The sequence below is a fragment of the Stagnihabitans lacustris genome, from assembly GCF_025950525.1.
Lineage (GTDB): Bacteria > Pseudomonadota > Alphaproteobacteria > Rhodobacterales > Rhodobacteraceae > Stagnihabitans.
This window is the reverse complement of record NZ_JAPDGS010000001.1, coordinates 652,164-676,211: the sequence shown is the minus strand read 5'-3', so window position 1 is coordinate 676,211 and position 24,048 is coordinate 652,164. Positions and strand designations below refer to the sequence as shown.

The following is a 24,048-nucleotide window of genomic DNA, read 5'->3' as shown; positions in this document are numbered from 1 at the left end:
TTAGGCTTGGGTGCCGCCGAAATCGGCCCCGGCCTCGGCCAGGGCATCTGCCAACTTGGCGTCGCGGCCATAGATGTCACGGAACCAGTTCATCTGCCCCGTCTCGTCCGGCCAGGCGGTGAAATAGACCAGATGCACCGGGATCGGGGTGTCGAAGTTCAAAGTCGTCTCGCGCCCGGTGTCCAGGTGTTCCTTGAACAGGGCCTTGGGGTCATCGGTCTGGCGCGCCAGCAGCACATAGGCGAGATCAAACGGAGAGCCCACGCGGATGCACCCATGCGAGAACGCGCGCACCTCTTTGGCGAACAGGGGCTTGGTCGGCGTGTCATGCAGATAGATGTTCCACTGGTTCGGGAACATGAACTTGACCTTGCCAAGCGCGTTGCCATCCTCGGGCGGCTGGCGCAGGGCAAAGGGGAAGTTGCCGGGCGTATAGGCCGCGAAATCGACAGTAGAGCGGTCGACCACGCGCCCCGACCGGTCGATCAGCTGCAACTGACGCTGCGCGCCGGGGTTCTTCTGGAACTGCGGCAGGTATTCCTTGACCACGATGGACCGTGGCACCGACCAGGTCGGGTTGATCACCATGAACTCCATCAGCTCGGAGAATTCCGGGCTGGCGGTGTCATGGCCGGTCTTGCCGATGATGACGCGGGTTTCAAACGTGACCGCGCCGTCGTCAATGACGCGGGCCTTGTATTCGGGCTGGTTGACGCGGATGTGACGCGCGCCCAGCGGCGCATTGCCCATCCAGCGCAGACGCTCCATCGCGACGATGACCGATTTCAGCCTTGCGTCGGCGGGGGTGTTCAACGCCTCGGCGGTGGATTTGCCCACAACGCCATCGGGCAGGATGCCATGAGCCATCTGGAACCGGCTGACCCCGGCCTTCAACTCGGCGTCATAGGTTTCGGTGAAAGAGGCCTGCAGATAGCCCAAAGCGATCAACCGGTCGCGCAGGGCCACGGCGGCGGGGCCCGTTGTGCCGGGCTCGGTCTCGGACAGGGGGGCGGCGCTGTCAAAGCCCCCCCGGGCCAGAATGTCTTCCAGGCGGAACTTTTCGGCCATCAGGCGGGCATATTCCGGCGCCTGGGGGGCAAGGTTGGAGAGAAGGTCGCCAAGCCCGGTTTCCAGCCGCGAGAGGGTCAGGGCCTCGTCGGGGCGGACGATCTCGCGCTTGATGCCGTCGTCGATCTTGGACGGGGTCAGGGCGCCCGAGGACAGGTCGCGCACAAAGGAGAGGACCGCCTTGGTCATCCGCGCCTCGATCCGGCCAAGGTCGCCCTCGGTCTGGGCCGCGGCCATGGCGGTGCGCAGGGCACCCGCATCATAGCGCGGCACGGGAAGGCCATGGTCGCGGGCGGTGTCGAAAGCGGCCAGCGCAAGGGCGCGGCGGTCGGCGTCCTGCGGCCCGGTCCAAAGGCTGGCATAGCCGCGCGTCGCATAGAAGTCCTGCGCGGCGGTCAGATCGGCAAGCTCTTCGGCCAGGGCCTGGGTATAGGCTGTGGGCAAGGTGGAGGCCCGCAGCGGCCCGCCGGCCAGAAGGGCCAGGCCAGAGGCCATCACGCTCAGCGCGCCGCGCCGGTTCAATCCAAAGCTCATCGTTCCAATCCCAACCCAGTTCCGCATCCGGCCCAAGGCCCGACCCGTTTTCCGCTTTCCTGACCCCTGACGCGCGCCTGTCGGCACCGGCATGGCCTGTCTATGCGAAAGGGTAATCGCTTTTGGCCCGCATTGCAAACCGCGCACCCCGGGATAAGCGAGGAAATCAGGGGGTTTCACGGCCGATTCCCGGGTTTTCACGCGGGCGTGACCCGGACCGCCAAAGGGTTTTTCGCAGTGCTTCACATTTAGGGGGAATTTTCGGCAGAAGTTCGCCCTGACGTTCAGCGATTTTTTGCCTATCACTGGCAAGCTTCCCCCATCGGACAGAATTCCGGGTTTGAGCATGGGGAAAACTATGCCACTAGTGTCTCGCAGCCCACTCAAGGGGTTGATAAAACGCCGCCGCTCAAGGTGGCTCGGGGATACGGGACAGTCTCATGAGCTTTGGTGACACCGCAGGTTTCTCGCGCCGCTCTTTGCTGCGCATTTTCGCTGCGGCAACGGTGGTTGCGGCGCCGACCTATGCCAAGGCTTTCGGCCTGTTGCGTGGTTCGGGCGATATCCGCCAGGTCAACATGATCTCGGGCCGCTCGGGCGAAAGCATCAACGCGATCTACTGGATCGACGGGGACTACATCCCCGAGGTCTGCAAAGAGATCAACCACTTCATGCGCGATCTGCGGGCCGATCAATCGGCCAAGATGGACCCGCACAACTTCGACATCATCGCGGCCACGCATCACCTCCTGGACACGAAAGAGCCCTATAACCTGCTGTCGGGCTATCGGACTCCGGGGACCAATGCCATGCTGCGCGAAAACAGCCGTGGCGTGGCGCGCAATTCGCTGCATATCAAGGGCCAGGCGGCCGACCTGCGGCTGAAGTCGCGTTCGGTCGGTCAGATGTCCAAGGCGGCAGAGGCCTGCTCGGCCGGCGGCGTGGGCGTCTACAGCCGGTCGAACTTCGTCCACATGGATTGCGGCCCGGTCCGCACCTGGGGCGGCTGAGGCGGGGCTTTCCAGCGGTGCCTGCGAAGGCTGCCTTGTCAGGACCGGGCCGCATCGCTGTCAGTCGGCAGGGCGAGGTTTCAGGGGGACGCGCTGCGGTGCAGTCGGCAGAGCCCCCTTCGGGCGACAGGGTCCAAGAGAAAAGCCCGCATCTTCGATGCGGGCTTTTCTCTTGGAGGAAGCGCGGCCCGCGCAAGGGCGCGGGCAACGGTGGGCGTCAGGATCAAAGGCCCGACCCGCTGTCTGGCCCCGGCAGCGACACGCGCTCGGCGCATCCGGAAAAGCAGGGGCAAACGGCAATCCCGGTCATCCGACGCGGCAGCCCCCCCCCCCGGACCGGCGACGCACTTGCGGAAAAACCGGGGCACGCGGCGAGGCTTGTGAAAAGCCAAGCGCCACGTTCAGGCCAGGAAGGCGATCAGCCCTCGGCCCTGTTGTCCCTGTGCCTGTCATCCGGCTCTGCGTCGTCCGGATGCGCATCCAGCCCCTGCCCCGGCAAGAGACCCCAGCCATCGGGACGGCCGCGAAACCCTTGGGCCACCACGAATTTCTCGGAACTGTCGCTGCGGCTGGCCGGGGGTTTCACATTGGCGACCTTCTTGAAGGCCTTCTTCAAGACCGTTTGCATCTCGATTTCGGCGCCACCGGCCAGAACTTTGGCCACGAAGGTCCCGCCCTCTTCCAGCACGTCAAAGGCAAAGCCAAGCGCCGCTTCGATCAGCGCCACGATGCGCAGGTGATCGGTCCCCTTGTGCCCCGAGGCCGAGGCCGCCATGTCGGACATGACCACATCGGCCTTGCCCCCAAGCCAGCCCTTGACCAGGCCATCGGCCTCATCGCTGAGGAAATCCAGCTGATGCAATTCGACCCCGGTGATGGGCTCGACCTCTTGCAGGTCGATGCCAAGCACCGTCCCCACAGGCTTGCCCGCCCGGTCGCCCAAAGCGTTCACCCGCGGCACGGCCACCTGGCACCACCCGCCCGGCGCGCAACCCAGGTCGACCACCCGACAGCCGGGCTTCAAAAACCCATAGCGGTCGTCCAGCTCCATGATCTTGTAGGCCGCCCGCCCCCGATAGCCTTCTTTCTTGGCCCGGATCACATAGGGGTCGTTCAACTGCCGCTCCAGCCAGAGCGTCGAGGACAGTTTCCGCCCCTTGGCCGTCTTGACCTTGACCCGAAGGTCCCGCGTGCCGCGCCCGGATGTGTTCTTGTCGGTCATAGGAAAGGTCCGTCCTCAAGCACGCCATCGGCGCTCATCTGTGCATATAAAAGCCCCTCGCGAAGCCCGCGATCGGCCACCGACAAGCGATCCGTCGGCCAGATCCGCATCAGGGCCTGCAAGATCGCCGCCCCCGACATGATCAGCGTATGCCGATCCCGCCCGATGCGCGGGTCCGTGCGCCGCCCCTCGGGGCCTAACGTCAGATAGTCGCGGATCACAAGGTCAATCTGATCCGAAGTCATCACCAAACCATCAACCTTGGCCCGATCATAGCGCCTGAGGCCAAGATAAGAGGCCGCAACCGTCGTCACTGTGCCCGATGTGCCGATGATCTGGAACCCCGCCTTGGGCTGGGCCGACTTGGCCGGGCTGAAATTCGCGAGGGATTCTTCGAAAAACCACGACATCAGCGCGAACCTTGCGCCGTCATCTTCGACATCACCGAACTGGTCCTTCAGCGTCGCCACCCCCAGCGGAACCGAGATCCAATCCACCACCCGCGCATCGCCCAAGCCCTGCTGATCAAAGCCGGTGTTCAGCCGCATGATCGACCGCGGCCGGTCCTCGGGCGCGACGCCGGACAGGTCGATCCACACGAGTTCGGTCGACCCGCCGCCGATATCGACGATCAGCAACTGTTCGCTGTCCCGCCGCACCAATGGCGCGCAAGAGATCACCGCAAGCCGCGCCTCTTCGACGGCCGGGATGATCTCGATGGTCAGGCCGGTCTCGCGTTTGACCTGCCTTATGAAGTCGCGCGCATTTTTCGCCCGCCGGCAGGCCTCGGTTGCGACCAGACGCATCCGCCGGACGCCGTGTTTCTCGATCTTGGACTGACAAATCCGCAGGGCCTGGATCGTCCGCCCCATCGAGGCGCGCGAGAGTTTGCCCGAGGCCTCCAGCCCCGCGCCCAGTTGCACCGTCTTGGAGAAACTGTCCACGACCAAAAACTGACTGCCCCGCGGTTGGGCAATCAGCATCCGACACGAATTCGTCCCCAGATCGACCGCGGCATAAAGCCCGCCGTCCGGGGTTGGAGGAGCAGCCGTCACCGGCACCGGGGAGCTGGTCAGCTCGACCTTCGGCCTGTTTGCGCCCGCCCTCCGGGGACGCCTGGGCGCCATGTCGCCCTCCATCTTCAGTTGCCCCCAACGTAACGATGATATGTCGCATCCTCAAGGGCACATTCACCTTTGGCCACCTGTCGCGATATGACGCCCCCCCAGCGGCGGCGCGGTGGCGCTGTCGCGTAATGACGGATCAATGTCGAAATCCGGCTTCGCCTGTCGCAAATTGGCGTTACACAGGGGGCAACAGCCAAAGGCGGAATCACGAAATGCCCGAAGTCACCATCGTTTACTGGCGCGACATCCCGGCCCAGGTCATCGTCGGCAAGGGGCGCTCTGGCTCCAAGGCGAAACTGTCGGAACGCTTTGAACAGGCCATCGACCGCTGCGCCATGAAGATCGGCGCCCGCGATTCGGACGCCTATCTGGCGGAATGGCGCAAGGCGGCCCCCTACACGGTCGAAGGCGAGCCCGCCGATGTCGCAGCCCAGGTCGCCGCCGAGATCGAGACCACCTATGACACCGAACGCCTGAAAACGCTCATCAACGCAGAGGGTTGGGCGCAAGCCTGACGTTACCCATGGCCCTGTTCAACTTCCGCCGCGACACCGCCCCCACCGCCGTGACCCCCGAAGTCGAAGCCTTTTTGAAAGGCTATTCGATCGAGGTGATGCCGCGCACCGCCGAAAAGGTCGAGGATTTCCGCGCGATCCTGCCCAAGGGCACGCGCGTCTATATCGCCCATATCGACGGCACGCCGATTGAGGACATGGTGGCCACAGCCCGCCGCATCGCCGGTGAGGGCTTTGACGTCATGCCCCACATGCCCGCGCGGATCATCAAGGACAAGGCCACGCTGGCCGATTGGATCGCGCGCTATCAGGGCGAGGCCGGAGTGAAGCAGGCGCTGCTTTTGGGCGGCGGCATCCCGCAGCCGGTCGGCGATTTCGCCGATTCCATGCAGCTGATCGAAACCGGCCTGTTTGACGGCTTTGACCGTCTGCATGTGGCGGGCCATCCCGAGGGCAACAAGGACATCGACCCCAAGGGCGGCGATGAAATTGTCATGAAGGCCTTGGCCTGGAAGAACGCCTGGGCCGAGCGGACGGACGCGAAAGTCGCCATGGCCACCCAGTTCTGCTTTGAGGCGGGTCCGGTGATCGAATGGGCCAACAAACTCTCGGCCGCGGGCGTCAAGATCCCGGTTCATATCGGCGTGGCAGGTCCCGCCAAGCTGCAAACGCTGATCAAATTCGCCATCGCCTGCGGGGTTGGCCCCTCGCTGCGCGTCTTGCAAAAGCGCGCCATGGATGTGACCAAGCTGCTGCTGCCCTATGAACCCACGGACTTCGTGGCGGAACTGGCGCAGCACGCCGCCCAGACGCCGAATTTCAACATCGAACAAGTCCATTTCTTCCCCTTGGGCGGCATCAAGACCAATGCCCAATGGGTCACTGACAACGGCGGCGCCTCGGGCGTCCCCATGAACGCCTGAGGAAAACATGACCCGCACCGTCATCGAATCGAAAACCAAGACCGTCATCATCGGCTTTGACGAGCCCTTCTGCGTCATCGGCGAGCGCATCAACCCCACCGGCCGCAAAAAGCTGGCGCTGGAACTTGAGGCCGGGAATTACGAAACCGTCATCCGCGACGCGCTGGAGCAGGTGGCTTGCGGCGCGACCGTCCTGGACGTGAATTCGGGCGCGGTCTTCACCAACATGATGGCGAAAGACCCGCGCTATGCGGACAACAACTTCGTCGAGCCGCCCTTGATGAAGGCCCTGATCGAGATCGTCCAGCAAACCGTTGACGTGCCGCTGTGCATCGACTCGTCGGTCCCCGGCGCGCTTGAGGCCGGTTTGATGGCCTGCGAGGGTCGGCCCTTGTTGAACTCGGTCACGGGTGAGGAAGAGCGTCTGGAACTCGTCCTGCCGCTGGTCAAGAAATACAACGTCCCCGTGGTGGCGATTTCCAACGACGACACCGGGATTTCCCAGGACCCCGACGTCCGTTTCGCGGTGGCCAAAAAGATCGTCCAGCGCGCCGCCGATTTCGGCATCCCGGCCCATGACATCGTGGTTGACCCCTTGGTCATGCCGGTGGGCGCCATGGGAAGCGCCGGTCAGCAGGTCTTCGCCCTGGTCCGTCGTCTGCGCGACGAACTGGGTGTGAACACGACCTGTGGCGCGTCCAACATCTCTTTCGGCCTGCCGCATCGGCACGGGATCAACGGCGCCTTCCTGCCCATGGCGATCTGCGCCGGCATGACCAGCGCCATCATGAACCCGGTCCGCCAGCAAGAGATGGAGGCGATCCGCGCCGCCAACTTCCTGATGAACCATGACGCCAATGGCGCCGAATGGATTCGTTTCGCCAAGGTGCTGGAGGCCGTCGAAGCCGGAGCGACCTTTGCCGAGGCCTCTGCCGCCCATTCCGCAGCCGCCTCGGGCCGTCGCGGTGGCCGCCGTTCGCGCGGGGCGGTCGAGGCCTAAGCCATTCCCCAACAACGCTTGCGGGCCGGGGGAAACCTCGGCCCTTTTCCGTGACTTAATAGGCTTGGCGGAACCCGATGCCCAGAGCCTGACCCTGTGACCCGCCCTGAGCCCAGGACTGCCGGACCCAGATTTCGACCTCTCCGCCCCACAGCGGATGACGCAGGGCCAAGGTCACGGGCAGCGAAATCACCGTCGTCTCATGCGTCAGGTCGATCAGCGGCGAGCGCGCGCGGATCTTGACCCAGTCGGCCTGCAGCCCCAGCCCGATCCCGCCCCGCCACTGGCGCCCCAGGTCGCGCCAGACGAAACGTTCCGCCCGCAGCCCCAGGCTGACCCCCACCACCGCCGCCGGATCGGTGAAGATGCCGATCCCCTCGGGCAGCACCGCCGCAAAGGGGGAGCCACGCACCCCATAGCGCCACTGGTCCGAACAAAAGCCAAGGTCCACCTCGGGCGCGCGGTAAAGCCGCACCCGGGTGCCCTGGTTCAGCACCTGGTCGGTAAAGCTGCCGCCCAGCCCGCTGTCATAGGGGCCCAGGAACTCTGCCTCGGTGCGGTTCAGCGCCGCCCATTCCCCCGCCTCGATCCCATAGCGCAGATGCGTCGACCCGCAGGCCGCCAGCCCCAAGGCCAGCGCCCCCAGTGGCAGCGTAAACCATAGGGCCACGAGGGCCATCAGGTTAACTTTGATAAAACTTTGCACAAATGCGCTCCACTCGTAGACCGAACCCGGGGCTCTGTTTCTACTCCGAGGTGTGTTGTGGCCAAAGTGACTTTGACGAATCTGGTTATCGACCGGTTAGAGGCGCAGGGCCTGGCGGGCCTGTCCTTCGCGCTGGACCATGGTGCGGCTCTGGCGGCCATGGACCTTCAGGGGCCGGGGCGGGCGCTTCAGGTCTCGGCCGGGGGGGTGCGGCTGCAATGGGGCGACTACGAGGTTCGGGTGGCGGCCTATGGCATTGGGCCGATCTCGAAGGCGGGCCAATTGCAAGCGGCGCTGGACCGGGCGCTGGCCACGGGGTTGATCCCGGTCGTGTCCACGTTGCAGGGCGGTGTGGGCATCCTGGACATCGTCATGATGCCCAACGGCATGACGCTGAACAGCGGGGCGCAGAGCCTGACGCTGATCGGCGCGCCGCCCGCCAGTTTCGCCGCCCTGCGCGCCTTGCAGAACCTGGGGCTTCAGGCCGACCGGATCGACACGATGACGGCGGAGGAACGCGCGGCCTGGCTGACGGCGCTGGCCGATCACGGGATGACGGGCCTGGGCCTGCGCCACGATGGCCAACTGGTCTTTGCCTATCGTCTGACCGAGGACAGCGCGACCTTGCAGCTGGGGGATCTGCGCCTGGTGTTGACCGGTCATTTCACCGGTTTCGCCGATGTGGCGGGGCGGATGGCGGCGGTGCTGACCGGGTTCCAGCTGACCGGGCGGCTGGAGCTTTCGGGCCTGGCGGGACTGGCGCCCGAGTCGCTGCGCCTGGCCGATGCCGAGGGCACGACGCTGTTGCGGGTCACGGATTGGGACTTGGGCGGGGCGGGATTTTCCCTGGGCGGGCGGGATTACGGCGAATGGCTGGGCCTGCGCGGCGCGGGGTCGCAAGTGCTGGTCGGGGCTGCGGGCGCAGTCGCAAGCCTGCTGACCGGCTATGGCGGCGATGACCGGTTGCTGGGCCTTGCGGGCGATGACGGGCTTTACGGCGGGACGGGACACGACACGCTGAACGGCGGGATGGGGGATGACCTGATCTTCGGCGGGGCCGGAAAGGATACGGCGGTCTTTACCGGCACGGCGCCGCTGCGGGTCGATCTGCGGCTGACAGAGGCGCAGGCGACGGGCCAGGGCAGCGATGTCCTGCAGGGGATCGAGAACGTGATCGGCGCCCAAGGCGCGGATTGGCTGCATGGCAACCGGGTGGGCAATCTGCTGATGGGCTTGCAGGGCAATGACACGCTGGACGGCGGCTTCGGCAGGGACACGCTGATCGGCGGGATGGGTCAGGACGTGCTGATCGGCGGCCCGGGCGATGACCGGTTGGAGGGCGGGGCGCAGGACGACACGCTGACAGGGGGGGAGGGGGCCGATGTCTTCGTCTTTGGCGTCTCGGGCGGGCAATTGCCGGGGATGGATGTGATCACCGATTTCCAAAGCGGCGACCGCCTGGCTCTGGTCTTGCCGGTGCCCAGCGGCCTGACCTCGGCCCAGGTCGTGGCCATGTTCGGCGTCATGGTCGCAGGTCACGCCGAGCTGCATTTCGCGCCGGGACAGGGCGTGGTCTTTCAGGGCGTCTCCAGCCTGGCGGGCCTGGTCGATGCGCTGATCTTGTGACACCCGGGCCGCGCCTGGCCCGGGGACAGGTCACTTGGCCGCGTCCATGGCGGGGCGCAGTTGGCGCATCAGGTTGTCTTCGGTGATCGGCCCGGCCAGGCGGAAGACCACCTTGCCGGTGCCGTCGATCACATAGGTCTCGGGGACGCCATAGACGCCCCAGTCCAGCGCGGTGCGCCCCTCGTCGGCGCCGATCATGGCAAAGGGATTGCCCATCTCGGCCAGGAAACCTTGGGCCGCCTCGGGCTTGTCCTTGTAGTTGATGCCGTGGATCGTGATCCCCTCGGCCTTCAACCGCTCCAGCATCGGATGTTCGACGCGGCAGGGCTGGCACCACGAGGCCCAGAAGTTCACCAGCTTGAGCCCCGGTTTGCGCAGATCCTCGGCTGTGGGCGCCTTGTCCTTGCCAAAGGCGGTCAGCGTCAGGGCGGGGGCCTCTTGCCCCACCCGGGTCGAGGGCAGCGCGGGGTTGCCCTCAGTCGCCTGGTCCGACAGCTTGGGGATGATGACTGCACCGATCAACGCGGCAAAGATCACGACGGGGGCGAAATACAGCGGGCGAAAGGCCATCAGTCGGGGTTCCTTTCCAGGGCATCCAGTTTGCGCTTGGCGCCTGCGCCTTGCCACAGCGTCAGGCCGACCAGCCCGGCGATCAGGGCCAACGAGGCGCCATAGGCCGCCAGCACCGTGACGGCATATTTCCCAAGGTCGGGCATCATTCCATCCGCTCCCGTGCCATCAGGGCCCGGGCGCGGCGCAGGCGGATATGCATCCTTGTGCGCAAAAAGACCAAGGCCACGAACATGAAGAAAAACCCGGTGATGCAGGTGATCAGGGGCCAGGCATAGACATTGGACACCTCGGAGCCGCCGGCGACCGACAAAGAGGCCCCTTGATGCAGGCCCTGGTTCCAGAACAGCACGGCATAGCGCGACAAAAAGGCAAAGACCGATCCGACCAGGCACAGGACCGCGGTCAGGTCGGCGGCCGTGTCGGGGTCCTCGATCGCGGCCCAAAGCGCCAGATAGCCCAGATAGAACAGGAACAGGATCAGAAAGGCCGTCAGCCGCGGGTCCCAGGCCCACCAGGTCCCCCACATCGGCTGGCCCCAGATCGCGCCGGTGACAAGGCCGATGAGGGTAAAGGTCAGCCCCACCGGCGCCGCCGCACGGGCGGCCAGCGCGCTGACATGGTGGCGCCGGATCAGCCAGATCAACGAACCCGCCAGCATCATGAACCAGGCGCCGACCCCCATCATGGCGGCCGGCACATGCAGGTAGATGATCTTGACGGTCGAGCCCTGTTTGTAATCATCCCCGGTGAAGAAAAACCCCCAGGTCAGGCCCAGGGCGATCAGCCCGAAGGCCAGCCCCGCCACCCAGGGCAAAAGCACCCCGGTGGTGGCCATGAACTTCTTTGGATTGGCATATTCCCAGATCGACATCAGCCCTCTTTGCCCGCTTGGGCCCCTTCACCGCGCCGGCCCTGCCCCATGAAGCGGCCCTGCCGACTGTATCCTGGCCCTGCAAGGCCCCCCGCCTACGGCGCCGCCCCGGTCTTGCATGCCGCGGGTTTCCGTTGCGCGATGTCCTGCCCTTTTGTCCGGGCTTTGGCAACTCACCATCCTGTCAGGTCAAGGGCAAGCCCCCTTTGCGACCGGCCCCCGCGTCGGGGTCTGCCAGCCCGGGGCGCCGCGGACCATGACATGGGTCAATCCCAACGGTCGGCCGCGCCGTTCACTTCAAATTCGCCCGCAGCGCCGCCGCCGTGGCAAAGGGCAACAGCGCCAGGGCCCCCGCCGAGATCCCCGCCAGCAAAAGCATCGGCACCCCGGCCTCCAGCCCCGCAGCCCCGCGCCGCACCGCCTCGGCGCCAAAGATCAGCGTCGGCACATACATCGGCAGCACGATCAGCGACAGGATCAGCCCGCCCCGCTTCAGCCCCACCGTCAAGGCCGCGCCAAAGCAGCCCACCACCGACAGGGCCGGCGTCCCCAGCAGCAAGGACCCCAACAGCCAGACATAGCCCCCGGGCTCCAGGCTCATCAAAAGCCCCAACACCGGAGAGATCACGACCAAAGGCAGCCCCGTCACCAGCCAATGCGCCAGCGCCTTGACCAAAGCCACGCCCTCCAACGGCAGCGGAGAGACCGCCATCAGGTCCAGCGACCCATCCTCGAAATCCAGCGCGAACATGCGGTCCAAGGACAAAAGACAGGCCAAAAGCGCGCCGACCCACAGGATGCCCGGCGCGATCCGGCCCAAAAGCGCGCCCTGTGGCCCGACGCCCAGGGGGACCAACACCGCCACCATCAGGAAAAACGCCAGCCCCAGGCCAAAGCCCCCGCCCGCCCGCATCGCCAACCGCAAATCCCGCATCAGCAAGGCGATCATGGGCAAATCCCTCCGCAGCGGCCCTGCCCCCTTAACCGGCAGGACAAGGCCCAAGTCAGGCCCCTGACCTGGCCGTCGGCAAGACCCATGCCCCCCCTGCAGAAGGCCCGGCCCCTCATGCAAATGCCTCATCAAATCCGCCGCGCGCCCGGGGCTTGGCGCGATAGGCGCCGATGTCCAGCTCGCGCGCTTCGGGCAAGCCGAGGTCGATATGCGTGGCCAGCACGGCCGCCCCCCCCTGCCCCAGATGGCCCCGCAGCATCGCCCCGAAAAGCCCGACCGAGGCCGCGTCCAGCGACACCGTCGGCTCGTCCAAAAGCCACAGCCGTCGCCCCGTCACACCCAGCCGCGCCAGCCCCAGCCGCCGCTTTTGCCCGGCCGAAAGATCGGCCCCCCGCCGGTCGCGCAGCGCCCCCAGGTTCATCGCCGCCAGCGCCGCCGCAACGCCCCCCGACACCCCATGCACGCGGGCCCAAAACTCCAGGTTCTCGGCCACCGTCAGCATGGATTTGATCCCGTCGGCATGGGCGGCATAGGTCAGGCTGTCGCCCTCGACGGTCACCGCGCCCTCCAGCGGCGGTTGCAAGCCCGCCAGAACCCGCAACAGCGTGGTCTTGCCCGCGCCATTCGGACCGCGCAGCACAAGCGCCTGACCCGGGGCCAGCGCAAAGCTGACCCCCTCCAGCAAGGGGACGCCGCCCCGCGCAACTGCAAGTTTCTCAACCGTCAACATGGCCCATCCCTAGCGCCTTCCGCTCCCGACCGGAACCCCAAGCCGTCACGCCCCCCCAAACCGCGAAAAATCCGGCCCGGGGCTGATCCGTGTCACTTCGCTGTCGCAGAAAAACCCGATGATGGGGGCGACGGAAATCCTGACCACAACCGTTAGATGGCCAAAGACCCAATCGGCAAGCCCCAACATGGAGAGAGCCCATGTCAGCCCTGCAACCCGCCTTTCCGACCGACAGCGCAGGCCTTCTGGCGGCCGAGGCGCTGCGTGCCATGGAAGCCGACCTGCGTCCCGACCGGCGCCCCCTTCGGGCCAGCGACGCCGCGCCGCCGCGCCGCCATTTCCCCGTGCTGTTCCTGTCGGACCTGCATCTGGGGTCACGGGCCTGCCGCGAGGACCTGTTGTTCTCTTTTCTGCAAAGCCATTCGGCCGACACGATCTATCTGGTCGGCGATATCCTTGACACCTGGATGCCGACCCGGCACTGGAGCCCGCGGCAACAGGATATCCTGGGTCTTTTGCTGGCCCGGGCGACCGAGGGGGCGCGGCTGATCTATACGCCGGGCAACCATGACGCCTTCTTTCGCCGCTTTATCGGCCAAGCCCTGCTGGGGGTCGAAATCGTCGACCGCCTGATCCATGAAACCGCCGAGGGGCAAAGGCTGCTGGTCGTGCATGGCGACGAAGGCGACCTGTTCGAGACGCGTTTCCCGCGCATCACGCGGCTGGTGGCGCGCATCGACGGCGCCTTTCGCGGCGCGGTGGCGGGGTGGAACCGGCTGCGGGCGGGGATGGGGCTTGCGCCCTCGGGTCTGGCGGAACGGGTGGTGAAATGGGTCAATGACGCGGCGCGGGCCTGCGATGATTTCGAAACCCGCCTCTCGGGGATTGCGCGCGATCATCAGGCCGATGGCATCATCTGCGGCCATTTCCACAAGCCCGCCCTGCATGGCGCGGCGGGCGCGGTCTATGCCAATTGCGGCGATTGGGTGGAAAACGCCACCGCCCTGGTCGAGACCTGTGGCGGCAGGCTGCAGTTGATCGACTGGGCGGCGGCGCAAGAGGTCGCACCCGCTTTGGCACATCCGGCCTTGGGGCTGGAAATTTCGCCCCATCCGGTCCATATCGGACTGACACCGGCGTAACCGCCCCCCTTTGCCCGGCCCAAGAGGTGTGCCCTGACACTGCTGCTTGCCTTCGTGGTCCTGTGCCTGATCCTGCAATACCTGGGCACGGGCCTGGCTCTTTGGGCGCTTGGCCGGGCGCCGGGGGCGGACAGCGGCGCGCCCGTCACCGTGCTACGCCCTATCTGCGGCCTGGAAAACAACCTGGCCGAGACGCTGGAAAGCACCTTTTCCGCCCCGGGCGCCTATGAGGTGATTTTTTGCGCGGCCGATCCTGCCGATCCGGCGATTGCCCTGGCGCAAGAGATCATCGCCCGCCACCCAGAGGTTCCGGCCCGGGTGCTGGTCGGCGACGACAAGATCTCGGGCAATCCCAAGCTGAACAACCTGGTCAAGGGCTGGAAGGCCGCCACCCATGACTTGATCCTGATGAGCGATTCCAACGTGCTTTTGCCGCCCGACTATCTGGCGCGGCTGCGGGGGCAGATGGGGCCGGGCGTGGGGCTGGTGTCCTCGCCGCCCATCGGCATCCGGCCAGAGGGCTTTGCCGCAAGGCTGGAATGTGCGTTTTTGAACACCCATCAGGCGCGGTGGCAGATGGCGGGGGCCGCGCTGGATCAGGGATTTGCGCAGGGCAAGATGCTGTTCTGGCGCCGCGATGTGCTGGAGCGCGCCGGCGGGATCGCGGCCCTGGGGACCGAGATGGCCGAGGATGTCGCCTCGACCAAGGTGGTGCGCGCGGCGGGGCTGAAGGTGCGGCTGGTGGGGCAGTTCTTTGAACAGCCGATCGGACAGCGCGATTTCGCCGTGGTCTGGGGCCGCCAGATCCGCTGGGCCAAGGTGCGCCGCATGGGGTTTCGCGCGCTGTATGTCCCCGAGGTTCTGGCAGGCGCCGCCCTGCCTTTTGTGGCGCTGCTGGCCAGTGGCGCCTTTTGGGCCCTGCCCGGGTTCCTGCTGGCCTGGTATCTGCCCGAGGCCCTGCTTGCCGCCCGCGCGGGCTGGCCGCGCCAGGTCGAGGATATCGGCGCCTGGGTCCTGCGCGACGCGCTGAACCCCGCGCTGTGGGTGCTGGGCTGGCGCGGCACGTCGTTTGAATGGCGCGGCAATGCCATGGACAAGTCACAGGTGGGGGGCCCGGTGGGGCCCGGATCAGACAAGCCAGGGTCAGACAAGCCCGGTTCGGTCAAGTCATGACCCAGGCCGATATCCTGGCCCTGGTCCAGGCCCATGGGCTGTGGCTGCTGGCGCCGCTTGCGGTGATCGAGGGGCCCATCGTCACCATCGGCGCGGGCTGGCTGGCGCGGTTGGGGGTCTTTGCGCCGCTGTGGGTCTATGTGATCTGCGTGGTGGGCGATCTGGTGGGGGATGGCATCTGGTATTGGGTCGGGCGGCTGGGGCCCAAGCTGTTGCCGCCGCGCTGGTGGATGCGGCTGGGCATGACCCGGGCGCGGCGCTATGCGCTGGCGGGGCATTACGCCGACCGGGGGGGGCCGACGCTTTTGTTCGGCAAGCTGACCCATACGACGGGCCTGCCGATCATGCTGGCGGCGGGCATGGCGCGGATGCCCTTTGGCGCCTATCTGTTCTGGAACCTGGTGGGCACCCTGCCCAAGACCGCCGCGCTTTTGGCGGTGGGCTGGTTTCTGGGGCAGGCGATGGATTCCATGGATGCCTGGCTTTGGCGCGCGACGCTGGGCCTGGGTCTGCTGGCAGTCGGCGTGGGCTTTTGGCTGTGGAGGCGGAAATGCGCCTGACCTGCGTGATCCCGGCCTATAACGAGGCCGCGCGGCTTGGGCCGGTGCTGGAAGCCGTGGTGGGCCATCCGCTGATTGACGAGGTTCTTGTGGTCGATGACGGGTCTTCGGATGGCACATCCGCGGTGGCCGCCGCCTATCCGGTGCGGCTGATCACGCTGGCGCGGAACGGCGGCAAGACGGCGGCCCTGGCGCGGGGCTTTGCCGAAACCGCCTCCGAGGTCGTGCTTTTGATCGACGCCGACCTTGTGGGCCTGTCGCCGGACCACCTGACGGCGCTGATCGAGCCGGTGAAGTCGGGCCGCGCCGCCATGTCGATTTCGCTGCGCGACAATGCGCCGGGGCTGTGGCGGTGGATCGGCCTTGATTACATCTCGGGCGAGCGGGCGATCAGGCGCGACCTGCTTGCGGGCCAGGATGAGGCCCTGCGACGGCTGCCCAAGTTCGGCTTCGAAGTGTTCCTGAATTCGCTTGCGATTGCGGCGGGGGTGCGGATCGCGGTCGTCCGGCTTCCGGGGGTGGTCAGCCCGTTGAAATCGGCGAAATACGGGCTTTGGACCGGGATTTGGGGCGATGTGCTGATGATGCGCGACCTGTTCCGCGCGGTGCCACCCCTGGGGCTGCTGCGTCAGATCCTGGCGCTGCGGCGGATGCGGGTCTGAACCCGGCGGGGGTGCGCTCGCTGACGCTCGCGCCGCTCGGCGGACCCAAGCGGGGGGCTGCCGCCCCCCGCCCCCCGAAATCGGGGGGACCAGTCCCCCCGAGCCCCCCAGCCAAAGGGGCGCACGCGCCCCTTTGGAAACCCCGTGGATATTTGGGAAAAGATGAATGGCGAAGTGTCCCCAAGGCCCGGTGGGGTCCGGGGAGGGGCGCCCCCTCGCCGGTTCTTATGCTTTGATCTTGTCGCCCTTTGGGTCGTAGAGGGGCGCCAGGGTGACGCGGGCGGGCAGGCGTTCGGAGGCGACTTCAAGTTCCCATTCGCCCGCGTCCAGGAAGGCTTGCGTGACATCGGGGGTGCGGATGAAGCCCATGCCGATGGGGCGGTTCAGCGTATGGCCATGCCCGCCCGAGGCGAGCCAGCCCAGGCGCTCGCCGTTCCTGTAGATCGTCTCGCGGCCCAGAAGCGTCACATCGGGGTCGTCGATCCAGAAGGTCGCGAGGGTTTTCCGCACCCCCTCGGCGCGCTGTTTCACAAGCGCCTCGCGGCCCTTGAACGGGAGATCGGTGGCCAGTTTCGTGGCCCAGCCCAGGCCCGCCTCCAAAGGCGTGTGATCCGGGCCGATCTCGGCGCCCCAGGCGCGGTAACCTTTCTCCAGCCGCAGCGTCTCGATCGCGCGGTAGCCCGCCAGCGTGACGCCCTGGGAGAGAAGCGCATCGTAGACGGTCTGGGCGTAGTCCATCGGCAAATGCAGCTCCCAGCCCAATTCGCCGACATAGGTCACGCGCAGCGCCAGAACGGGACAGCGGGCGATGTGGATGTGCCGCGCGGTGCCAAAGGGGAAGCCGGCGTTGGTCAGGTCATCCTGGCTTAGGGCCTGCAAAACCTCACGCGACCTTGGCCCCATCACCGACAGGACGGCACTGCCCGAGGTCACATCGGTCAACTGGCAATCGCCTTGCAAGAGGCTGCCCATCCAGTGAAAATCGCGGGTCGCAAAGCCGGTGCCGGTGACGATGTAATATTCGTCGGGCGCAAGGCGGGCGATGGTCACATCGGCCTCGATCCCGCCCTTGTCGTTCAAAAGCTGGGTATAGGTCAGCGTTCCGGGCGCGCGATGGGTGCGGCCTGCGGCGATCCAGCTTAGGGCCTTTTCGGCATCCGGCCCCACCAAGCGGAATTTGGCAAAGGAGGTCTGGTCGATCAGCACGCAGCCTTCGCGGGCCGCCTGATGCTCACGCTTGACGGCATCAAACCAACCGGGGCGGGTATAGCTGTAGACATCACGCGGCGCCTCGGTCGTGGCGAACCAGTTCGGACGCTCCCAGCCCAGTTTCTCGCCAAAGACGGCTCCGGCGGCTTTCAGGCTGCCGTAAAGCGGCGAGCGCCTTGTGGGCCGGGCCGAGGTCATTTCCTCTGACGGCCAGGCGATCGTGTAATGCTTGCCATAGGCCTCGGTCGTGCGGGTCCGCACCCAGTCGGTCGACCGGTGATGCGGGCCAAAGCGGCGGATGTCGACGGGCCAGAGGTCATAGGGCGCTTGACCGGTGGCCACCCATTCGGCCAGCGCCATGCCTGCGCCGCCCCCCGATGCGATGCCAAAGGCGTTGAAGCCCGCCCCGATGAAAACCCCCGCCTGTTCCGGCGCCTCACCCAGGATGAAATTGCCATCAGGGGTAAAGCTTTCGGGTCCGTTCAACAGCTGTTTCACCCCGGCGGTTTCCAAGGCCGGGACGCGGTAGATCGCATCCTCCATGAACTGCCCGTAATGGTCGAAATCGGGTTGCAGGGTCTGGAAATGAAAGCCCTCGGGGATGCCGTTCTGCGCCCAGGGTTTCGGGTTGGGCTCATAGCCGCCCCAAACCAGGCCGCCGACCTCTTCCTTCCAATAGGTCAGCCGGTCGGGGTCACGCAAAGTCGGCAGGTCGGGGGTGACGCCGGGGATCGCCTCGGTGATCATGTATTGGTGTTCGACCGACACAAGCGGGACATTGACGCCGACAGTGGCGGCCAGAGCCCGCGTCCATTGGCCCGCGCAGATGACGACCTTTTCACATTGGATCGTGCCTTGGGCGGTTTGCACGCCCTTCACGCGGCCATCTTCGACGATGATCCGGGTGACGGCCGTGTCCTCGAATATCTTGACGCCGGTCATCCGGGCGCCGCGCGCCAGGCTTTGCGTGATGTCCGAGGGGTTGGCCTGACCGTCCGTCGGAAGATAGGCCGCCCCCACCAGGTCGTCGATGCGCATCAGCGGCCAAAGCTCTTGCGCCTCCTTCGGCGTCAGAAGGTGCATCTCCAGGCCAAAGCTATGCGCCGTGGTGGCCTGGCGCTTGACCTCGATCCAGCGGTCGGCGTTGCAGGCCAGACGCAGGCCGCCGTTCATCTTCCACCCCGTCGCAAGCCCGGTCTCTTCGGCCAGACGCTTATACAGGTCGACCGAATAGCCCAGAAGCTGCGTGATATTGGCGGAGGTGCGCAGTTGCCCCACCAGGCCCGCCGCGTGGAACGTGGTGCCCGACGTCAGCTTGGCACGCTCCAGCAGCACGGTATCGGTCCAGCCGAGTTTCCCCAGGTGGTAGGCCGTCGAACAGCCGATGATGCCGCCGCCGATGATGACGGCCTTTGCGGTGGTGGGAAGCATGGGAACCTCAGGTTTGTTCAAAGGCGTCATAGGCCGCCCGAAAGGTGTCAAGATTGGCCGCCGTATAGGCGGGATAGTCGAAATCCAGCTCGGAATGGATTTCCGAGACCATGGACCACATCGCCTCACGCAGGGCGGCGGCGGCCTTCATCGCCGCGTAACGGCGCATCAGATCGCGGTCCACTGTCCCGAAATAGCGCTGAAGCATGACGGTTTCCTGCGCCTGCGACAGGCCGGCATTGGCCGCAAGTCCGCCAAGGTCGAACAGCGGAGAGCCCCAGCCCGCATAGTCCCAATCCACCAGCCACATCCGGTCGCCCTGAATGAAATTCGCGGGCAACAGGTCGTTGTGGCCAAAGACCATCTGGATGGGGCCCACGGCCTGTTCCAGCCGTGCGGCCTGGGCCAAAAGCGCGGGCAAGGCGTCCAGGTGGCGGCTGTCGCCATCGGTCAGGGTCAGGGCATAGTCCCGGATCACCTGAAACACCCAAAAGGTCAGCGAGGGGCCGCGCAGGTGCCGGGGGATGTCGCGGTGGGTGCGGATCACCAGATCCAGGGCCGGGTCCAGCGCCCCATCCCGCAGGTCGGCGGCGCTTAGGGTGCGCCCCTCGACAAAGTCGATGACCAATATCCCGGGTTCATGGTGCAAAACCTGCGGCGAGACCCCGGCCACAAAGGCCGCGCGCGAGGCCGCAAGTTCGTTGAACCGCATGATCTGGTGGACCGGAATATCGTCGCCCACCCGCACGACACAGGTCCCCCGGCCATCCGTCACGCGAAAATTGACATTAGTGATGCCGCCGCCCAAAGGCGCGGCCCGGGGCGCGCCCTGCCAGATCTTCAGCCCCAGAACCCGGTCGATCGGCTGCATGTCCCCCCCATTTGCCACAGGAAAAGCCGGGGGGCGGCCCAAGTCAACCGAATTTGGTCACGTGATCTCCAGCGCCAGGGCGGGTTCATCGGGAAAGAAGGCCCGCGCCGCGGTCAAAGAGGTCGCCCGCGCTTCGGTGATCGCATAGGGGTCGGTCAGGGTCACGCTGTCCAGCCAACAGCCCAGCGTCACAAGCCGGATGGCGCGCGCAATCCGCGGCGCGTGACCCGGCAGGCCATGGCGGGCGAGAAGCGCCGCCACCACGGATTCCAGCAGCGCAACATAGGCCTCGTCATTGGTCTGGAACCGCGCCTGATACAAAGGCCGCACCTGCGCCTCGCCCAGAAAGGCGCACCAGGCCGCAATCCGCATCGGAGAGGCCGCCACCGGGTCATATTCGGCCAGGATCAGCGCGGCCAACTGCGCCCCCGGGTCCTCGCCCGCCTGCGCCAGATAGCGTTGCCAATTGCCGCGGTATTCCTCGGCCAGGTGGGTCAGCGTCTCTTCCAGCAGCTTTTCCTTGGAGGCGAAGTGGAAATTCACCAGCCCATGCGACAGACCCGCCGCCTGCGCGACCTCTAGCAGCGTCACGCGGGCGTAACCGCGGGCGGCGATGGTTTCCAGCGTGGCTTCGATCAACTGGACACGGCGCGCCTCGCGGCTTTGCTTGCGCGGGCCGCGATCCTTCACGGTTTCAAAATCGGTCATTGCAATCTCCTGCCCGCGATTATGCCACGGGGGAGAGGTTTGGCAAACGTTTTACAAGCACAACCCTGCGGCGAAGTGTCAGGATGCCTTGGACAGGGCAACCGTCTTGAGGATCGCGTAAATCTGTTGGCCCGGCGCAAGGTCCAGGGCGCGGACCGACCGCAGGGTCAGGCGGGCCAGAAAGCGGTCTTCGGCCATCGCAAGCTGGACCAGGGCCTGACCCTCGGCCTCGGCCACCTGAACGATGCGGGCTTGCAGGATGTTCAGGGCGGACAGGCCAAGGGGACGGGCGCGTGACAGGATGATGTCCTGGGCCGGCAGGCGCAGGCGCAGGCGGGCACCCTCGGGCACGGTCAGCGGCAGATACAGCGGGCCGCCTTGGGTGCGGACCTCGGTCAGGCCATCGGCGGCGCGGGGGCCCGCCACGGCAGAGATGACAGAGCCCGCCTCGGACAGGCCGATCAGCGGCGCAAGGGCGGGGTCAGAGAGCAGGTCCTCCAGCGTGCCTTCGGCCCGTTGCGCGCCCTGGTCGATCACCACCATCCGCCGGGCCAGCCTTGCGATTTCCGGCATGGCATGGCTGACATACAGCACCGGCAGGCGCGTCGTTTCGGCCAGGGTCTCCAGCCAGGGCAGGATTTCGGCCTTGCGCGGGGCGTCCAAGGCCGACAGCGGCTCGTCCATCAGCAAAACGGCGGGGTTGGACAAAAGCGCGCGGCCGATGGCGACCCGCTGCGCCTCGCCCCCGGAAAGCGCGCCGATGGGACGTTCCAGCACCCGGTCCAGCCCCAGCAGGTCGATGACCTGGCCCGGATCAGGCCCCCCGGGCTGCGCCCAACGCTGACCATAGGTCAGGTTCTGGCGCAGGCTCAGATGCGGGAACAACCGCGCCTCTTGAAACACCACGGCGACGCGGCGGCGGTGGGGGGCGCGGGCCAAGGGCGCGCCGTCCAGCGTGATCACCGCGTGATCGGCCCGCAAAAGCCCCGCCACCGCCATCAGAACCGAGGTCTTGCCCGCCCCCGAGGGCCCGAACAGCGCCGTGACCCCCGGCGGGACGGTGAAATCGACCTCCAGGCGCGGGGCGCGGTTTGTGATCTGAACGCGCAGCATCAGCCCCTCCCCCGGATGCGGCGGGCGATGCGGGCGGACAGCAGTTCCGACGCCCCCAGCGCCGCAAAGGCCAGCGCGACAGAGATCAGGACCAGGCGGCCCGCGGCGGCGTCTCCGTCGGGTTGCTGCAACATGGTGTAGATCGCGGCCGGCAGGGTCTGCGTCTGGCGCGGGATGTTCGACACGAAGGTGATCGTCGCGCCAAACTCGCCCAGGGCCTTGGCAAAGGCCAGGATGGCGCCGGTGACGACGCCGGGCAGGATCAGCGGCAGGGTAACGGTGGCAAACACCGCCCAAGGCGGGGCGCCCAGGGTCCGGGCGGCCTCTTCGACTTTGGGATCGACCGCCTCCAATCCCAGTCGCATGGCGCGCACCATCAGGGGAAAGGCCATGATCGCCGCCGCCAGCACGGCCCCGGTCCAGCGAAAGGCCAGGACGATGCCGATGCTCTCCAGCGCCGCCCCAAAGACCCCCTTGCGGCCGAACAGCAACAAAAGCCCATAGCCCGTGACGACCGGCGGCAGGATCAGCGGCAGGTGGACGACGGCGTTCAACAGCCCATGGCCGGCAAAGCGGCAGCGCGCCAGCGCCCAGGCGCACAGCAGGCCGAAGGGCAGGCTGACCGCCACCGCCCAAGCCGAGACTTTCAGCGACAGGTAAACCGCCGCCCATTGATCCGCCGTAAGCTCCATCTGCCCCCCGCTTCAGGCCGTATCAAACCATCCCGGCCCGCAAGCGCAAGCCCTTACGGCAGCAGGGTGAAGCCCGCATCGGCAAAGAACCGGCCCGCCTCGGGGGTCTTCAGGAAGTCAAGAAAGGCCGCGGCCTCGGGCTTTGCCCCGGTCAGGGCGGCACCGGGATAGGTGATCGGCTTGTGGCTGGTTTCGGGGAAAGTGGCCACCGGGGTCAGCCCCGCGCCCCGCGCATCGGTGCCATAGACGATGCCGTAAGGCGCCTCGCCCGAGGTCACAAGTTTCAGCGTGGCCTTGACGTCATCGGCCTGGGCCACGTTGGGCTCGACCGCGGTCCACAGGCCCAGCGCCGTCAGCGCCTCCTTGCCATATTGGCCGGCCGGGACCGAATCGACCAGGGCCATGGCCAGTTTGCCCCCCGCCAGAAGGCCGTTCAGGTCGGTCTTGTCATCCAGCGTGACCGGGGCCGCCGCGAGGTCGGCGGCAATCAGAACCAGCGTGTTGCCCAGGAAATCATGGCGCGTGCCCTCTTGGATCGCCTTGGCCTCGGCCAGCTTGTCCATCCAGTTGGTCGCCGCGGACAAAAAGACATCGGCCGGGGCGGCCTCCAGGATCTGCTTGGCCAGGGCAGAGGACCCGCCATAAGAGATCGTGACACTGTTGCCCGTGGCCTTGCCCCAGGCTTCGGCCGCCTGGTCCAGCGGCCCTTTCAGCGAGGCCGCGGCAAAAACGGTGATGTCTTCGGCCTGCGCCATGGTTGGGATCGTCAGGAGAGTGGGCAGGGCCAGCAGGCCCGCAAGAAGATAATTGCGCATCGACGACTCCCGTTATGTTTTTGGGAATATAACGGGAGTCCGATCAGGCCGCAAGCCACCCGGCCACCATAATACGTGCCCGAAATTGCGGATACGGGGAAACGTCGGGCGCACGGGGACCCGGGGCCCCAAGCAGACTGGGCCCCAAGCAGACTGGGGCGCAAATCTCAGTCTTGCGGGGCCGGGTCCTGCGGGCTGTCCCCCCGGAGCCGCGGCGCCAGAAGTCCCGAGATTGCGGCCAGATGGCCCGCGCCCTGCCCGGCCACCAAGTCCATCAAGGCGCGGTAATGGGTCAGGACCTCTTGCCCCGCCGGGGTGACGGTGGCGCCCCCCTTGGCCGCCCCGCCCCGCGCCGTGGCCACCAGAGGCGCGGCGAACAGCGCGTTCATTTCTTCGACCAGGTCCCAGGCGCGTTTATAGCTCATCCCCATGGCGCGCCCCGCCGCCGAGATCGAGCCCTGTTCCGCAATATGCCGCAACAGCGCCGCCTTGCCCGGACCAAAGGGGATGTCGTCGAAGTAAAGTCTGAGATGCAGCCGGGGTTCCATGGCGCGATCCTGCCCCGGCGGGCCGGTCGGGGCAAGCCCCGGGGAGGGGGGGGAGGCCAAGCGCCGCGCCTGGGGCGCGGAGGCGTCCTTGCCCGGGTCACGTGCCCGAAACCTCCGCAGCAAAGCCCCCTGGCCCCATGTGGGCCCCGGAGTTCCTGCCCCGGAGTTCCTGCCCCATGTTTCGTGCCGCTGGTCCCTGCCCCGTAGACCCTGCCGCATATTTCCAACCCCGGAATTCCAGCTTCAAAGCCGTTTCATGAAACCCTG

The 24,048-nt window shown here is 66.5% G+C and carries 25 protein-coding genes; 9 read left to right on the top strand and 16 right to left on the bottom strand.

Going from position 1 to position 24,048, the window contains the following annotated elements; genetic code table 11:
- Positions 1-1,602 carry a L,D-transpeptidase family protein gene (locus tag NX862_RS03240; RefSeq protein WP_264492428.1) on the bottom strand — a complete coding sequence of 534 codons (1,602 nt, stop codon included), beginning with the start codon at positions 1,600-1,602 and terminating at the stop codon, positions 1-3.
- A gap of 440 nt (positions 1,603-2,042) precedes the next feature.
- On the opposite strand from NX862_RS03240, the gene mepK reads away from it, so the two are divergent.
- A complete protein-coding gene (mepK, locus tag NX862_RS03235; protein WP_264492427.1) occupies positions 2,043-2,612 on the top strand; it encodes a peptidoglycan L,D-endopeptidase MepK in 570 nt (189 codons plus the stop codon).
- Positions 2,613-3,030: 418 nt separating this feature from the next.
- On the opposite strand, the gene NX862_RS03230 is transcribed toward mepK, so the two are convergent.
- Positions 3,031-3,834, bottom strand: coding sequence for an RlmE family RNA methyltransferase (locus tag NX862_RS03230; RefSeq protein ID WP_264492426.1), 804 nt, complete (start codon positions 3,832-3,834; stop codon positions 3,031-3,033).
- Positions 3,831-4,961, bottom strand: coding sequence for a Ppx/GppA phosphatase family protein (locus NX862_RS03225; RefSeq protein WP_264492425.1), 1,131 nt, complete (start codon positions 4,959-4,961; stop codon positions 3,831-3,833). Before NX862_RS03225 ends, NX862_RS03230 begins: the two co-directional genes overlap by 4 nt.
- A 212-nt stretch (positions 4,962-5,173) precedes the next feature.
- Here NX862_RS03225 and NX862_RS03220 point away from each other — a divergent pair, with 212 nt between their 5' ends.
- The 3 genes from NX862_RS03220 to NX862_RS03210 are packed head-to-tail and all read left to right on the top strand — an operon-like array spanning position 5,174 to position 7,399.
- Complete coding sequence (locus tag NX862_RS03220; protein WP_264492424.1) at positions 5,174-5,476, top strand: virulence factor; 303 nt, start codon at positions 5,174-5,176, stop codon at positions 5,474-5,476.
- 8 nt (positions 5,477-5,484) lie between these two features.
- Positions 5,485-6,399, top strand: a complete 915-nt coding sequence (locus tag NX862_RS03215) for a methylenetetrahydrofolate reductase (protein ID WP_264492423.1) — start codon at positions 5,485-5,487, stop codon at positions 6,397-6,399.
- A gap of 7 nt (positions 6,400-6,406) precedes the next feature.
- Positions 6,407-7,399 (top strand): methyltetrahydrofolate cobalamin methyltransferase, encoded by a 993-nt coding sequence (locus NX862_RS03210; RefSeq protein ID WP_264492422.1) that lies wholly within the window; start codon positions 6,407-6,409, stop codon positions 7,397-7,399.
- A 55-nt stretch (positions 7,400-7,454) separates the two neighbouring features.
- Here NX862_RS03210 and NX862_RS03205 read toward each other — a convergent pair whose 3' ends face one another.
- On the bottom strand, positions 7,455-8,078 hold the full coding sequence (locus NX862_RS03205) for a hypothetical protein (RefSeq protein WP_264492421.1): 624 nt from the start codon (positions 8,076-8,078) through the stop codon (positions 7,455-7,457).
- 99 nt (positions 8,079-8,177) lie between these two features.
- Here NX862_RS03205 and NX862_RS03200 point away from each other — a divergent pair, with 99 nt between their 5' ends.
- Positions 8,178-9,731: a calcium-binding protein gene (locus NX862_RS03200; RefSeq protein WP_264492420.1), complete on the top strand. Its 1,554-nt coding sequence runs from the start codon at positions 8,178-8,180 to the stop codon at positions 9,729-9,731.
- A 30-nt stretch (positions 9,732-9,761) separates the two neighbouring features.
- Here the strand turns inward: NX862_RS03200 and NX862_RS03195 are convergent, their stop codons facing one another.
- The 5 genes from NX862_RS03195 to ccmA all read right to left on the bottom strand — a co-directional run bounded on the left by NX862_RS03195 (position 9,762) and on the right by ccmA (position 12,857).
- Positions 9,762-10,301 (bottom strand): DsbE family thiol:disulfide interchange protein, encoded by a 540-nt coding sequence (locus NX862_RS03195; protein ID WP_264492419.1) that lies wholly within the window; start codon positions 10,299-10,301, stop codon positions 9,762-9,764.
- A complete protein-coding gene (ccmD, locus tag NX862_RS03190) occupies positions 10,301-10,450 on the bottom strand; it encodes a heme exporter protein CcmD (protein ID WP_264492418.1) in 150 nt (49 codons plus the stop codon). The genes NX862_RS03195 and ccmD overlap by 1 nt, the downstream gene beginning before the upstream one ends.
- The gene (gene ccmC, locus NX862_RS03185; protein WP_264492417.1) at positions 10,447-11,175 is read right to left on the bottom strand and encodes a heme ABC transporter permease CcmC; all 729 of its coding nucleotides are present in this window, start codon (positions 11,173-11,175) and stop codon (positions 10,447-10,449) included. Before ccmC ends, ccmD begins: the two co-directional genes overlap by 4 nt.
- Positions 11,176-11,467: 292 nt before the next feature.
- Positions 11,468-12,124, bottom strand: coding sequence for a heme exporter protein CcmB (ccmB, locus tag NX862_RS03180; RefSeq protein WP_264492416.1), 657 nt, complete (start codon positions 12,122-12,124; stop codon positions 11,468-11,470).
- A 115-nt stretch (positions 12,125-12,239) separates the two neighbouring features.
- Entirely contained in the window at positions 12,240-12,857 is a 618-nt protein-coding gene (ccmA, locus tag NX862_RS03175; RefSeq protein WP_264492415.1) for a heme ABC exporter ATP-binding protein CcmA, read from the bottom strand.
- 200 nt (positions 12,858-13,057) lie between these two features.
- Here ccmA and NX862_RS03170 point away from each other — a divergent pair, with 200 nt between their 5' ends.
- Genes NX862_RS03170 through NX862_RS03155 form a run of 4 tightly spaced genes read left to right on the top strand, consistent with a single transcriptional unit; the run spans position 13,058 to position 16,394 of the window.
- Complete coding sequence (locus NX862_RS03170) at positions 13,058-13,999, top strand: UDP-2,3-diacylglucosamine diphosphatase (RefSeq protein WP_264492414.1); 942 nt, start codon at positions 13,058-13,060, stop codon at positions 13,997-13,999.
- A gap of 54 nt (positions 14,000-14,053) precedes the next feature.
- Positions 14,054-15,172, top strand: a complete 1,119-nt coding sequence (locus NX862_RS03165) for a glycosyltransferase (RefSeq protein WP_264492413.1) — start codon at positions 14,054-14,056, stop codon at positions 15,170-15,172.
- A complete protein-coding gene (locus NX862_RS03160; protein ID WP_264492412.1) occupies positions 15,169-15,732 on the top strand; it encodes a DedA family protein in 564 nt (187 codons plus the stop codon). The genes NX862_RS03165 and NX862_RS03160 overlap by 4 nt, the downstream gene beginning before the upstream one ends.
- Positions 15,723-16,394 (top strand): glycosyltransferase family 2 protein, encoded by a 672-nt coding sequence (locus NX862_RS03155; protein ID WP_264492411.1) that lies wholly within the window; start codon positions 15,723-15,725, stop codon positions 16,392-16,394. Before NX862_RS03160 ends, NX862_RS03155 begins: the two co-directional genes overlap by 10 nt.
- 225 nt (positions 16,395-16,619) lie before the next feature.
- Here the strand turns inward: NX862_RS03155 and NX862_RS03150 are convergent, their stop codons facing one another.
- The 7 genes from NX862_RS03150 to NX862_RS03120 form a co-directional block, all read right to left on the bottom strand.
- Positions 16,620-19,034, bottom strand: coding sequence for a GcvT family protein (locus NX862_RS03150; RefSeq protein WP_264492410.1), 2,415 nt, complete (start codon positions 19,032-19,034; stop codon positions 16,620-16,622).
- A gap of 7 nt (positions 19,035-19,041) precedes the next feature.
- Complete coding sequence (locus tag NX862_RS03145) at positions 19,042-19,905, bottom strand: choline/ethanolamine kinase family protein (RefSeq protein ID WP_264492409.1); 864 nt, start codon at positions 19,903-19,905, stop codon at positions 19,042-19,044.
- A gap of 57 nt (positions 19,906-19,962) precedes the next feature.
- Entirely contained in the window at positions 19,963-20,613 is a 651-nt protein-coding gene (locus NX862_RS03140) for a TetR family transcriptional regulator (RefSeq protein WP_264492408.1), read from the bottom strand.
- A gap of 78 nt (positions 20,614-20,691) precedes the next feature.
- The gene (gene modC, locus NX862_RS03135; protein ID WP_264492407.1) at positions 20,692-21,726 is read right to left on the bottom strand and encodes a molybdenum ABC transporter ATP-binding protein; all 1,035 of its coding nucleotides are present in this window, start codon (positions 21,724-21,726) and stop codon (positions 20,692-20,694) included.
- On the bottom strand, positions 21,726-22,418 hold the full coding sequence (gene modB, locus NX862_RS03130; protein WP_264492406.1) for a molybdate ABC transporter permease subunit: 693 nt from the start codon (positions 22,416-22,418) through the stop codon (positions 21,726-21,728). The genes modC and modB overlap by 1 nt, the downstream gene beginning before the upstream one ends.
- 53 nt (positions 22,419-22,471) lie before the next feature.
- A complete protein-coding gene (gene modA, locus NX862_RS03125) occupies positions 22,472-23,233 on the bottom strand; it encodes a molybdate ABC transporter substrate-binding protein (protein WP_413694526.1) in 762 nt (253 codons plus the stop codon).
- Between the two features lie 167 nt (positions 23,234-23,400).
- Positions 23,401-23,781: a winged helix-turn-helix domain-containing protein gene (locus NX862_RS03120; RefSeq protein ID WP_264492405.1), complete on the bottom strand. Its 381-nt coding sequence runs from the start codon at positions 23,779-23,781 to the stop codon at positions 23,401-23,403.
- Positions 23,782-24,048: the final 267 nt, after the last annotated feature.